Below are 12271 nucleotides of genomic sequence, written 5' to 3' on the forward strand. Positions count from 1 at the left end.
GGGTAGGCCATCGGGACGAGTATCCAGCATCTTCGGTCCCAAACAGATTTGTGGGGCCGATCTGCCAGACGCTTCAAACCGCTCTCGTATAGAACGGACGTATCTCAGGTAGGCTGGCCGAAGGCTTTGATACGGAGCGCATCCAGGCGCTTGTGATTTTTGTCCGCCATGGGATTGAGATCCAGCATTTTCTGCCAGGCTTTCAGCGCGGCCTGACCATCATTGCGGTGCTCTTCAACAGTTGTCAGCAGGTTCCAGCTCTGGGCATCTTTCGGGTCCCGCTGGAGGGCTGCGCCCAGATCCTGCACGGCTCCTGCCAGATCTCCGGCGACCAGACGCATCTGGGCGCGTGAGCGCCAGAGAATGGCCTGGTCTGGCTGGAGAGCTATGGCGTCTCCCATATCGTCCACAGCGTTATCTGGTTTTTCCGCAGACACATCTTTCTGTGCACGACGCAGTAGAAGCTGGGTTGTGGGGGAAAGCCCGGCAGAACGAAGGGTTTCCAGCATGTCTTCCAGCGTATGGGCTTCTTCTGGCGTCTTGGCGTGGGCAAGCTGGTCTGCCAACAGGCCGATCCGGTCCTGACGGGTCAGTTTCTTGGCAGAAGGGGTAGAAGGCTTGTTATCGTCGCTGCTCTGCTGAGGTGATGTAGCTGCGGGCGGAGGCGCCTTGGACGGGGCGGAGGAAGGGGCTGAGCCAGCGGAAGCAGGTGGATGTGTCGTGGAAGCGGGGGCTGCCACTATCTGCCCGGCAGAGGCAAGCAGGCAGGAACCAGCCATGAGGAGTATCAGAAAACGGGAGCGCAAATGCAAAAACCCGTTTCTCCGGCGTGCGGAAAAACGGGTTGCGCGCATGTCATGCGTCAAACGCCAGCCGGAAGAGGCCGGAGATGGCATGGATCAGCCCTGACGAGCCTTCATGCGGGGGTTCTTCTTGTTGATGACATAAACCCGGCCGCGACGCCGCACGACACGGCAATCTTTATCGCGCACCTTGGCTGACTTCAGGCTGTTTCTGATTTTCATGGCCCGTTTTACTCCGCCGATGCTTAAGGAACTGGAAACAAGTTGAGTGGGCACATACCGGCCCCGCCTGTACGAGTCAATGTTTCTCAAGGGTTCCAGACGGAATTTCTTCTTCTGGGTCTGGTTTCTTGCCGTTTTATTTGGATCTGGCTGTGTCTTTTTTCCCGATTGCGGAAAGGTCCGGCCTTGGTGTTTCCCGGTTGGCGGGCGCAAGGGTGGCAAAAGCTGAAGCCAGAGTATGGAAATCCGCTGCGCGCGGGGAGCGTGGGCGCCATGCCAGCCCGATGGTGCGCCACACCGGACCGCCGGAAAGCGGACGGGCGACAACACGATGATTCTGAAGAAGACCGTTCTCAATAGCCAATGCGGGCACTACCCCAATGCCCAGAGAGAGTTCCACCATTTCCACCATGGTCTGGAGTGATGTGGCTGTAAATGTGGAGTCGCCTTCTCCGTCCGAACTGTCCCATCCTCGGCCCTGGCGGCAGACAGCGAGCGTTTGCTCGCGCAGGCAGTGGCCATCTTCCATCATGATCATGCGCTGGTTTTCCAGGCGCTCCACCGGCACATGCGTGAGGTGGCTCAGGTCGTGGCCTTCCGGCATGACAACATGAAACGGGTCCTGCCACAGGGGGAGCGTTTCCGTGCCATCACACAGGCAGGGCATGGCCAGTACCAGCATATCCAGCCGCCCGAGGGACAGTTTCTCCAATAGATGTTCGGTTGTGTCTTCTGTCAGGGAGAGCACAATCTGAGGGAAGCGTAGCCGGATGATTTTGACCAGCGGAGTCAGGAGAAAAGGGCCAATTGTCGGAATAATGCCCAACCGTAGCGCACCTGTCAGTGGTGTGCGGGCGGCAGCGGCCAGTTGCGGCACGGCTTCCAGCGCTTCCAGCGCCTGCCGGCCCTTATTGGCAATGTCATGCCCCAGCGGTGTGAAGACCACTTTCTTTCCCACAGTGCGGTCCAGAAGCTGGGCATCAAGCTGGCGTTCAAGGGCCATGATTCCCGCAGAAAGCGTCGATTGCGTCACGGCGCAGGCTGCTGCCGCCCTGCCAAAATGGCGGAGTTCCGAAAGGGCAATCAGGTAGCGGAGTTGTTGAGCGGATGGGAGGGGGAGCATGGCAGACCTTACGCGTTTACGGCTGGCAGCAGATGCGCGGACATGATTCTCTTCTGACGAACAAGAGGGGGATTGTTAATCGATCATTCCGATTGTTTTAATATAAAATATTCATTGGCATGAATGGACGCATCGCGCCATAGATACTTCCGCGGCAGCGGTGCCCATGTGCCGTTGTAACATATGCCCAACATATAAGGAGCAATCTGATGCTGACCGTTGGTGATAAATTTCCGAGCTTTGATCTGACTGCTGTTCCGGGTGGTCCGGAAGGGCTGAAGGGCGAATTCGTTCAGATTTCTGATAAGTCTGACGCTGGCAAATGGAAGGTTGTCTTCTTCTGGCCGAAAGACTTCACGTTCGTTTGCCCCACGGAAATCGTGGCATTTGGCAAGCTGTCCAAAGATTTCGCTGATCGTGATGCCGTTGTTTACGGTGTGTCCATCGATAGCGAGTTCGTGCACCTTAACTGGCGCCTGCACAACGAAGACCTGAAGGATCTCTCGATCCCGATGCTGGCTGACATCAAGCGTGAGCTGACAGAAGGCACGGGCGTGATGGCGAAGGATGCCGGTGTGGCCCTGCGCGCAACCTTTGTTGTGGACCCGCACGGCGTCATTCGCCACGTGTCCGTGAACGATCTGTCCGTGGGTCGTAACCCGCAGGAAATCGTGCGTATTCTGGATGGCCTGCAGAGCGACGAACTGTGCCCCTGCAACTGGAAGAAGGGTGACGACTTCATCAAAGTCTGATCCTTCTGCTGTGTTAAAGCCAGATCATGCCAGTGATGGCTTTGGTCTGGCCGTGGCCTTCGCAGCGGTTTCGTGCCGCTGTGGGGGCTCTGTCTCAGGGTGTTCTGCTCCGGTTTGATGGGAGTAGAAGCCTGAGCCTTCCCGCCCATGCGGGTTATTCCTATGGTTTACGCCGGGCCTTCGCTGTTGACGGAGGGTTTGTGTCAGGTGCGCTGCACCGGCGTCCATATGCCTTGCTTTTTCTGTTTCCCTTTCATTTTCTGCGGATTGACCAATGTCCCTTGATGCCCTGAAGGATCGTATTCCCGATTACGCGAAGGATCTGAGGTTAAATCTCAGCTCTCTTGCCAATGATATTACGCTGACACCGCAGCAGCTTGCCGGTGCGTTTGTTGCGTCTGCCATCGCGTCTCGCAATGATGAGGTGACCAAGGCCATTGTTGCAGAATTTGGCGGCAAGCTCTCTGCCGAAGCATTGAATGCCGCCAAGGCTGCCGCTGCCATTATGGGTATGAATAACATTTACTATCGCTTTGTGCATATGGCTGGTGGTGATTACGCCAAGATGCCTGCCCAACTGCGTATGAGCGTTATTGCGCGGCCCGGAGTGGAAAAAGCGGATTTTGAACTGTGGTCCTTGGCTGTGTCCGTCATCAACGGATGTGACCTGTGCGTGACCAGCCACGAGAAAATTGTGCGCGACGCATTGGGTGCAGAAGCTGTTCAGACCGCCGCCCGTATTGCTGCGACGGTGCATGCCGTTGCTGTGGCTGTAGAAGGCGCTGCTGCTCTGCGTGATTGACGCTCAGTCCGCTATCGGGCGGCGTCTTTTCAGCCTCAAAAACCTCGGCACATCCTGCCTGCTAACCGCGTGAGTGAGGGGCCTTCCTTTAGTAAGGCCTCAGAGCTTTCGTGTGTAGGGGAGGGGTGCCGAGGTTTTTTATTTGAGACAGAATAGCTCAAAAGGATAGGGAGGTTTGCTTGGATAAAAAGGGAAAGTGATTGTTTCGTCCCGAGCAAAGCTTCCCTTAGCAGGTATCAGGAAATAGGTTGTTAATGTTCTAGGGGTCTCTCTTGGAGTATCACTGTGAGAGAGTTCGGGCACATAAGGCGGTGGCAGAAATAGCCTCAGCTCTGGTGTCCATATTATCAATAAGCAAGGAAACAGCGAAGCTGGAAAATCCAGCAGCTATCAAAGTCACGTAGAAACGCGCCCTTGCTCATTTTGATAAAGTTTTAAATGAGAAAGTGGCGCGAGTGACGGGGCTCGAACCCGCGACCTCCGGCGTGACAGGCCGGCGCTCTAACCAACTGAGCTACACCCGCAGTCCAGACGCTTACCAGTAGTGTGCGTCGGTATGAGGGGCTTTATAACGGGGATTTTTCGTTTGGCAACAGGGTTTGGGTAAAAAAATGCAAGATTATGTATTTTTCTCTTTAATCCAGAGACTTAAGAGGAAAACCAAGCCCGTGGACAGAGGCGGAAAGGAGAGGGGAAACCTTGATATTTTTGCGTGTAAGCGCCTCAGAATGAAGAGGCCGGAAAACCCCATCCGCTGGAACACGGATGGGGAGACAGATTAATTCTGTTTTTCAAATGCGCCAGCCAGAGTGAGGGTGACATCATCCCCCACCATTGGCACGTACGTTTTCACGCCAAATTCGCTGCGTTTGATAACCCCGGTGGCCTGAAAGCCGACCGTATAGGCTTTGTCCATCGGGTTTACACCAGAGCCTACATAGTGGGCTTGGAGTGTCAGGGGCCGGGTCACGCCATGCAGAGTAAAGTTACCGGTAATGGAAGCACCCCCTTTACCATCCGGTGTGACCTGGGTGGAGACAAAGGTGGCGGTGGGATATTTGCCAGCGTCCAGCCAGTCAGCGCCTTTCAGTTCTTCTGTCAGCCTGTCACTGGTGGTCTGAACACTGCTGACCGGTACGGAAATGGTTAGTTTGGAGGCCGCCGGATGCGCGCTGTCCAAAGTGAGGGAACCGCTGGCTCCGGAGAATAGGCCAGAATAATTGGTAAAGCCGAAATGCAGCAGGGAAAACACAACCTGCGTATGGCCCGGCTCAACCTTGTAGGTGCCGCTTTGAACGTGCTGGGGCGCACTGTCAGCCAGAGCCATGCCGAGAGAGGTAGCCATCCCGATGACGGCAAGAGAGCATGCAAAGATACGTTTAGACATGAAGGAATGTCCTTGGTTGATGGTGAGGAAAAAGAGGCAGAGGGGCAGACGGTTCGTGTTGCGTAACGCAAGACCGTCCGGTTCGTGCTCTGCCGGGGAAAAAAGATCAGCCTCCGAAGGTAAAGCCGGAGAGAGATTTACCCATGACCGTGTCACTATAGGTCCGCACGCCTCCATCGGTGCCCGCAGCCCCTGCGACGACCATGAGAGGAAGGAGATGTTCTTCTCTGGGGTGGCAGATGCGCGCGGATGGGGCATCTTCCCATTGAATGAGGGCCTGATTGCGTAAGGTTGCCGGTTGGGTCACAGCATCGGCCAGCCACGTATCGAACTGATGGGATGCATCATCGGACTGTGGGTTCGCCGCCATGAAGTGGCGCAGATTGTGGTAGGTCATGCCTGTGCCCACAATCAGGATATTTTGGTCACGGAGCGGGGCGAGCGCCTGCCCGATGCGCAGATGCAGGGCCGGGTCCATATCCTGTTGGAGCGAGAGTTCAACAACGGGAATATCGGCTTTTTCAAACGCCAGCATAAACGGAATGAAGACTCCGTGGTCCAAACCACGTTCAGCGTCTGCTTCCGCCGGTATGCCAGCGTCTTTCAGTAAATGTTGCACCGTTTCCGCCAATTCGGGCGAGCCCGGTACATCATACTTCAGATGATAGGTATGGGGAGGAAACCCATAATAATCATAAATCAGCGGAAGCTGTGTGCCAGACGTAACTGTTGGAACACGGGTCTCCCAATGGCCAGAGATCACCAGAATGGCATCCGGTTTCTGGGGCAGAGTGTGAGGGATGTCCCGCAGATAAGCCGCCATGGTGTCCCATGTGTCCGGCCAGTCCATAAAGAAGCACGGACCGCCACCATGCGGCAGAAAAAGGACTGGCTGGCGCTTGGGGTGCTGTGAAACAGGAGAGAGGTCAGGCATGGGACAAATCAACCTTGGCAGGTGCAATGGTGTGAGTGTTGCCTTCTCTTCCTCGTTTGATAATCCTGTGTTTCAGTAAGATATCTCACACCCGAAGTGTGAGATTGGATTTGATGTGAGCGTAAGCCATAAAAAAACCGGAGGGGGCATAAGGCCACCGGCTCCGGTTTTCTCAGGTCATCCTGCGGCCTTGCCAGGCCATAGGGAAAGGCGAAAACGCTTTATTTGGCCTTTTTGGCTTCTTCCACGCCAGTGCGGATGAAGTCACCAGCTTCTTCACGGGTGCCCCAGCCGGTCACTTTCACCCATTTGCCGGGTTCCAGATCCTTGTAGCGGGTGAAGAAGTGCTCAATCGCCTTGACGGTGATTTCCGGCAGATCCTGCACGCTTTCCACTTTGCTGAACTGCGGGTGAACCTTGTCATGCGGGACGCAGATGATTTTTTCGTCCTGGCCGGATTCGTCTTCCATCTTCAGCACACCGATGGGACGGGCGCGAATCACGGAGCCGGGCACAACGTTGCTGGGGGTCAGCACCAGGGCGTCTGTCGGGTCTCCATCAGCGGCCAGCGTGCCGGGAATGAAGCCATATGCCGTGGGGTAGGCCATGGGCGTGAACAGGAAGCGGTCCACAAACAGGGCGCCGCTTTCCTTGTCGATTTCGTATTTGACGGAAGATCCCTGCGGGATTTCGATCACCACATTGATGTCAAACGGCACATCTTTACCAGGAGAGAGTTTCGACACGTCCATAAGGCTGCTCCAGCATGGGTAAAATACGGATGCCAGACCCTATCCGCCATGGTGCAACTTGCCAAGTCGGAACAGAAGGGAGTGAATTTTGGCTGTTTTTCACACTCAGAACTCTTGCCAAATGTGTCAGGTTGCGTAATCAGAGAGCCACCTGCGCGCCCGTAGCTCAATTGGTTAGAGCGGGCCGCTCATAACGGCTAGGTTGCGGGTTCAAGTCCTGCCGGGCGCAGGTTTTTGCCTTTCACGTCCTTATCGGCGCCTTTTTACCAGTCCATTCGCGGGAGTTCATCTCATGGCACCATATCAATACGTCTATGTGATGAAGGATCTGACCAAGTCCTATCCGGGTGGTCGGGAAGTGTTCAAAGGCATTACGCTGTCCTTCCTGCCGGGCGTGAAAATTGGTGTTCTGGGCGTTAACGGTGCCGGTAAATCCACCCTGCTCAAGATCATGGCGGGGATTGATAAGGAATATGGCGGGGAAGCCTGGGCGGCTGAGGGCGTAAAGGTCGGGTATCTGGAGCAGGAGCCCCAGCTTGACCCCAAACTGACCGTTGGCGAGAACGTGGCCCAAGGCTTTGGCGACCTGAAAAAGGCCGTTGACCGCTTCAACGAGATTTCCATGCGCTTTGCCGAGCCCATGGAAGATGATGAAATGAATGCCCTGCTGGCTGAACAGGCCGATCTGCAGGAAAAGATTGATGCTGGCGATGGCTGGGAGCTGGACCGCAAGCTGGAGATCGCGCTGGATGCACTGCGCTGCCCGCCTGCTGACAGCCCGGTAGACAAGCTTTCCGGTGGCGAACGCCGCCGTGTGGCTTTGTGCCGCCTGCTTCTTGAAAAGCCTGATATCCTGCTGCTGGACGAACCAACCAACCATCTGGACGCAGAAAGCGTGGCATGGCTGGAAAAGACGCTGCACGATTATCAGGGTACCGTGATGGTCATCACCCATGACCGTTACTTCCTGGACAACGTGACCAACTGGATTCTTGAAATCGAACGCGGTCGCGGTATCCCGTTTGAAGGCAATTATTCCTCCTGGCTGGAACAGAAGCGCAAGCGTCTGGCACAGGAAGAAAAGGAAGAAAGTGCCCGCCAGCGTGCCCTTGCTGCCGAACAGGAATGGATTGGGTCCAGTCCCAAGGCGCGTCAGGCCAAGAGCAAATCCCGTATTGCGCGATATGAAGAAATGCTGGCCCAGAGTGCTGAAAAGCAGACGGGTGTGGCAGATATCGTCATTGCGCCTGGCCCGCGTCTGGGTGGCACGGTGATTGAAGCCGATCACCTCAGCAAAGGGTTTGGTGATCGTCTGCTGATTGACGATCTCAGCTTCAAACTGCCGCCGGGTGGTATTGTCGGGGTGATCGGGCCGAACGGTGCTGGTAAGTCCACGTTGTTCAAGATGATCGTGGGTCAGGAAAAGCCGGATTCGGGTGAACTGAAAATCGGTGAGACTGTAAAGCTGGGATATGTTGACCAGTCCCGTGACGATCTGGACCCCAACAAGACCGTGTGGGAAGAAATTTCCGGCGGGACGGATGTCATTTATCTGGGCAAGCGCGCCGTTCCTTCCCGTGCTTATGTCGGGGCGTTCAACTTCAAGGGCTCAGACCAGCAGAAGAAGGTTGGCATTCTTTCCGGTGGTGAGCGCAACCGCGTGCATCTGGCCAAGATGCTCCGCAAGGAAAGCAACGTGCTGCTGCTGGACGAACCAACCAACGATCTGGACGTGGATACCCTGCGCGCGCTGGAAGAAGCCTTGGCAGAATTTCCGGGGTGTGCCGTGGTCATTACCCATGACCGCTGGTTCCTGGACCGTCTGGCAACGCATATTCTGGCGTTTGAAGGGGATTCCCACGTCGAGTGGTTTGAAGGAAACTTCCAGGCTTATGAGGAAGACAAACGCCGGCGTCTGGGTGCTGATGCTACGGAACCGGGCCGCATCCGTTATCGGCCTATCGCCCGCTGATCAGGTCTGGATGGGTGTCTGATGCGGCATCCGTCCTGTCTGCCCTCAGGTAAATCTATCTTTTCTTGTCTGACGCCCCATGCCGGGGCGTTTGCGCGTACCCCTGCCTTTGTGCGGAGGGCGTGCCATGTCTGATGCCCGGACAGTCCGCACTGGCCGTTTGGTGCTCCAGCCAGTTACCTGGCGTGACATGGAAGATATGGTTCGCCTCAAGGCCGATGGCGGTGCTTTTGGCCAGATGCTGGGCGGGGTTTGTACCCGTCAACAAGCTGAACGCGATATGGCGGATGATATTGCGTTCTGGGCCTGTCATCGTGTGGGTATTTTCACCATCCATGAGCACGGCAAATTTGTGGGTATGACCGGCATTCATGACAGGCCGGACGGGCGCGGATTTGGGCTGAGGTTCGCCCTGTACCCATGGGCAAGCGGCAGAGGTATTGCGCGGGAAGCCGCCAACGCCGCTTTAAGCTTTACGCATAATGCGGGCATTCGGCGTGTTATCGCCGTGGCCAAAGAGACCAATCTCCCTTCCCGTAGCATTCTGAAGGGAATCGGGATGCGTGAGTGTGAAACATTTCAGCGCGATGGCCAGACCATGGTGGTCTATGAGAGTATCCGGCCTTCCTGAAGAGATGACTTTAGGGCTGCGTTGAAAAGTCTCTCATGGTGTCTTTCTGGAAGGGTGTTTGCATCATCTTCCGCCAATATTTCGTCCTGTTAGTCTGAAATTGGAACCTCACATTTCCTTTTAGACTCAGGCAGTCACATTGTTTTTCTGCAAAATCAGTGAAGCGTTTTGAAGGTAAAGGGCAGCAGCGGCCACTTATCGGGCGAAATCCGCATTGAGTTTGCGGGTCTGATCAATAATTGTTTGAGTTAGATGGCTCTGGTTCGAGGCAAGGCGCACATGAATCGTCATCAAATCCTGCGCGGAGGTGAGATGGATCACGTCTTTGATCGGGGTGTTGTTGGCTGTCAGCCGACTTTCCGTGCCGAATCCGACCGTCTGGGCTGGCGTTACAAAAGCGATATCCCTATCCCCTTCGCGGGTTATCTGGTCATCAGGGTATGGGCCGGTTGGAAAGCGGCTGGTGGGTTCTATGCCCTCCTGAATGACGGATTGCACAAAGGGTTGGTGTGTAGGGAAGGCGCGGGCAATGGTGCGGGCCACGTCAAAACGGCCGCTGGTTGTGCCGGACGTTGAGGAAACCTGAATGCCGGGGCCGCTGATTCTGACTTCCAATGTCGAGTCTGTTTGGGGAAAAGCATCAGGTTTGAGCATCAGAAACGCGCCTGAAGACCCATATAATTCCAGACAATGCCAGCCTGCGGGCGCCACAGCCGCAAGGTCTTGCGAGGCATAAAGCGCCAGCCCTTTTGGAAGAGGCGCAGGCAAGGTGAAGTGCGAGAGTGTGGGCGCGGGAACAGGCCCTGTCTGCCCATTTGCCGGACACCCCTGAAAACGAGAGGCTGGTGAAGAGCCTGCTTCAGAGGGCAGAGGACACAGGAGCAAGATACCTGTCAGGGCCGCATAGGGCTGGAAGAATGCCCGCCTGTGTCCAAGGAATATGCGCAGAAAAATCATGATTGTGCCTTTTCCCGTCCAGTCCTGTCTCGCTCAGTTCTTTGTCATCGTGTGTCTTAAAAGAACGAAAGAGGAGAAGAGGTTCCTTCCGATGTGGAACGTTCAAAAAAGGGGAAGAGATGGCGCATAAAAAAAGCGCCACTCCAGAAGAGTGGCGCTTGGTCATTCAACCGTAAAAGGTTGAAAAAGAGGCTTACTGCTGCGTGGCGGCGGTTGTGTGGTGTGCAATCTGGCGCTTCAGAGCGCCGATCAACGCATCTACGCTCCCCCCATTGCGGGCAATGTAGGAAGAGTAATCCTGCCGCTGCGTCAGGCGCAGGCTGGCACCTTCCCCAATTACGTCCACCACTTTGGAGGAGTTGTTCACAATCCACTGCATGGTTGCGGGGGGCTGCTGCGGGCGGAGAAGGGTGGCCTCAACGGCATCATCTTCACCAGATTTGGTCACGTTGCCAATGGTGAAGCTTACACCGCGGTAATCACCCAGTTTATCTGTAATGGCGTTCACCAGAACCTGGTGGAACAGGCCCAGATATTCTTTCTGCTGGGCAGGGGTGGCCGCTTTCCAGTAACGGCCAAGGCAATAGCGGCCAATGCCATCAATATCCACGTTCTGCTGGATAAGCGGCATGACCCTTTCCTTTTTTTCAGAAAGAGAAACCGGGCTGTTCACAATTGCGACCAGCTTGTTGCCGAAATCCTGAATAAACAGGCGGGTATTCTGAGCTGCATGTGCGGGCAGGATAGAAAGGCTACCTGCACAGACCATGGCAAAGGCACCCAGAAGAAAGCGGCGGCCAGAGAGGAATGTCATGTCAGTGCTACCCTTGTTGTTTATTTTTGACATGGTACCACAAAGGCACAGTCGCCCGGTGGTCGTTCTTGATAGCTTCAATCTGGGCTTTGCGCTGCTGCTGATACGCGCTGCGGATGGTGGCGTAGGGGTCCAGAGCATCACGTTGCAGTGCGTCCAGCTCATCCAGATGTTCTGAACGGCCGTGCACAATGCCCATCATGTTATAGGCCCAGTTGAAGCTGATCAGCCCATATCCACGAGGTACATAGTTCCAAGGGGAAAGCCCCTGGTCAATCCCGTAACCAATTCCGTCACGGATGGAGGAAGGTCCCATTGGCAGGAACAGGTAAGGGCCAGAGGGAATACCCCAGTTGGCCAGCGTCATCCCGCCATCATTATCATGATGAGGATATCCGGCCATTTTGGCGACATCAATCAGCCCGCCAAGGCCGACTGACATATTGATGCACCAGCGTACAAACGCATCCCCCGCACGGCGTGGCTTACCTGCGCCAACATCGTTAAAGAAGACAGAGGGTTCGTTCATGGTGGTGATCATGTTGCCCAGTGAATTCCGCACAGGGCGGGGCACGGCCCATACATAGGCCTTGGCTACCGGCCGCAGCGCCCATTTATCGAACGTCATGGTCAGGTTGTAGACCTTGCGGTTCAGGGGCTCGTAGGGGTCATTCGCCTGTTTGTATTCGGCTAAAGCGTCGGGGTCTTTGGGGGGAGGCGTGCGGATGCTGCTGCACCCGGCCAGCGCCAGCAGGGAAACGGCAAGAAGAGAAGAGCGGGTGGAGAAACGGCGATAAGCCGAAAAGCCTGCCCGGGTCTGACCATTCTGTGCCTGACCGCGAGGGCGGAGCCGCATACCGTTCCGTCCTGAATTCATTGCCGCCTTCACCTTCACCCTGTGACGCATCCTTAATCTGACCTGACCGTATGGCAGGCCTATCCTGCCGCCTTGTCTACCACGAGAACGGCGCTACGCAATGCAGGGCTTCTCTGCGCGTGAGGCAGGGTAGAGGAAAAAAAGCGCCTCTCTGGCCCTTCGGTTCATCGCAAGGTGTGATTTTTTTGTTCTCTGTTGCCTGAATGCCGCAATTATGGGGTTTCTCGCTCCATTATTAAGCGCGA

13 protein-coding genes and 2 tRNA genes are annotated in these 12271 nt (G+C 55.6%); 5 read left to right on the forward strand and 10 right to left on the reverse strand.

The genetic code is table 11. The annotated features are described in order from the left end of the window. Positions 1-104 precede the first annotated feature (104 nt). From AD944_RS13190 to AD944_RS13200, 3 genes are all read right to left on the reverse strand, one after another. Positions 105-896: a tetratricopeptide repeat protein gene (locus AD944_RS13190; RefSeq protein WP_045542536.1), complete on the reverse strand. Its 792-nt coding sequence runs from the start codon at positions 894-896 to the stop codon at positions 105-107. A 3-nt stretch (positions 897-899) separates the two neighbouring features. Continuing rightward, entirely contained in the window at positions 900-1025 is a 126-nt protein-coding gene (ykgO, locus tag AD944_RS13195) for a type B 50S ribosomal protein L36 (protein ID WP_003625637.1), read from the reverse strand. Between the two features lie 136 nt (positions 1026-1161). Further along, positions 1162-2148: a hydrogen peroxide-inducible genes activator gene (locus tag AD944_RS13200; protein WP_006558199.1), complete on the reverse strand. Its 987-nt coding sequence runs from the start codon at positions 2146-2148 to the stop codon at positions 1162-1164. A 209-nt stretch (positions 2149-2357) separates the two neighbouring features. Here AD944_RS13200 and AD944_RS13205 point away from each other — a divergent pair, with 209 nt between their 5' ends. Together AD944_RS13205 and AD944_RS13210 are read left to right on the forward strand one after the other, a co-directional pair. Then, positions 2358-2900, forward strand: coding sequence for a peroxiredoxin (locus AD944_RS13205; protein ID WP_006558198.1), 543 nt, complete (start codon positions 2358-2360; stop codon positions 2898-2900). Positions 2901-3174: 274 nt separating this feature from the next. Then, positions 3175-3702, forward strand: coding sequence for a carboxymuconolactone decarboxylase family protein (locus tag AD944_RS13210; protein WP_045542537.1), 528 nt, complete (start codon positions 3175-3177; stop codon positions 3700-3702). Positions 3703-4149: 447 nt separating this feature from the next. Here AD944_RS13210 and AD944_RS13215 read toward each other — a convergent pair. The 4 genes from AD944_RS13215 to ppa form a co-directional block, all read right to left on the reverse strand. Further along, a tRNA-Asp gene (locus AD944_RS13215) sits at positions 4150-4226 on the reverse strand. Positions 4227-4480: 254 nt separating this feature from the next. Then, the gene (locus tag AD944_RS13220) at positions 4481-5089 is read right to left on the reverse strand and encodes a YceI family protein (protein ID WP_035382461.1); all 609 of its coding nucleotides are present in this window, start codon (positions 5087-5089) and stop codon (positions 4481-4483) included. A 106-nt stretch (positions 5090-5195) separates the two neighbouring features. Continuing rightward, the gene (locus AD944_RS13225) at positions 5196-6023 is read right to left on the reverse strand and encodes a DODA-type extradiol aromatic ring-opening family dioxygenase (protein WP_045542538.1); all 828 of its coding nucleotides are present in this window, start codon (positions 6021-6023) and stop codon (positions 5196-5198) included. 221 nt (positions 6024-6244) lie between these two features. Next, a complete protein-coding gene (gene ppa / locus AD944_RS13230) occupies positions 6245-6775 on the reverse strand; it encodes an inorganic diphosphatase (protein ID WP_035382459.1) in 531 nt (176 codons plus the stop codon). 155 nt (positions 6776-6930) lie between these two features. Here ppa and AD944_RS13235 point away from each other — a divergent pair. From AD944_RS13235 to AD944_RS13245, 3 genes are all read left to right on the forward strand, one after another. Continuing rightward, positions 6931-7004 (forward strand) — tRNA-Ile (locus AD944_RS13235). A 63-nt stretch (positions 7005-7067) separates the two neighbouring features. Then, the gene (ettA, locus tag AD944_RS13240; protein WP_035382507.1) at positions 7068-8747 is read left to right on the forward strand and encodes an energy-dependent translational throttle protein EttA; all 1680 of its coding nucleotides are present in this window, start codon (positions 7068-7070) and stop codon (positions 8745-8747) included. Positions 8748-8874: 127 nt separating this feature from the next. After that, complete coding sequence (locus AD944_RS13245; protein ID WP_035382458.1) at positions 8875-9378, forward strand: GNAT family N-acetyltransferase; 504 nt, start codon at positions 8875-8877, stop codon at positions 9376-9378. Positions 9379-9573: 195 nt separating this feature from the next. On the opposite strand, the gene AD944_RS13250 is transcribed toward AD944_RS13245, so the two are convergent. The 3 genes from AD944_RS13250 to AD944_RS13260 all read right to left on the reverse strand — a co-directional run bounded on the left by AD944_RS13250 (position 9574) and on the right by AD944_RS13260 (position 12026). After that, a complete protein-coding gene (locus AD944_RS13250; protein WP_045542539.1) occupies positions 9574-10335 on the reverse strand; it encodes a hypothetical protein in 762 nt (253 codons plus the stop codon). 193 nt (positions 10336-10528) lie between these two features. Then, the gene (locus tag AD944_RS13255; RefSeq protein WP_035382456.1) at positions 10529-11149 is read right to left on the reverse strand and encodes an MlaC/ttg2D family ABC transporter substrate-binding protein; all 621 of its coding nucleotides are present in this window, start codon (positions 11147-11149) and stop codon (positions 10529-10531) included. Positions 11150-11156: 7 nt separating this feature from the next. Continuing rightward, entirely contained in the window at positions 11157-12026 is an 870-nt protein-coding gene (locus AD944_RS13260) for an MlaA family lipoprotein (RefSeq protein WP_035382455.1), read from the reverse strand. Between the last annotated feature and the right edge of the window lie 245 nt (positions 12027-12271).

It is taken from the genome of Acetobacter tropicalis, assembly GCF_001580915.1.
Taxonomy (GTDB): domain Bacteria; phylum Pseudomonadota; class Alphaproteobacteria; order Acetobacterales; family Acetobacteraceae; genus Acetobacter; species Acetobacter tropicalis.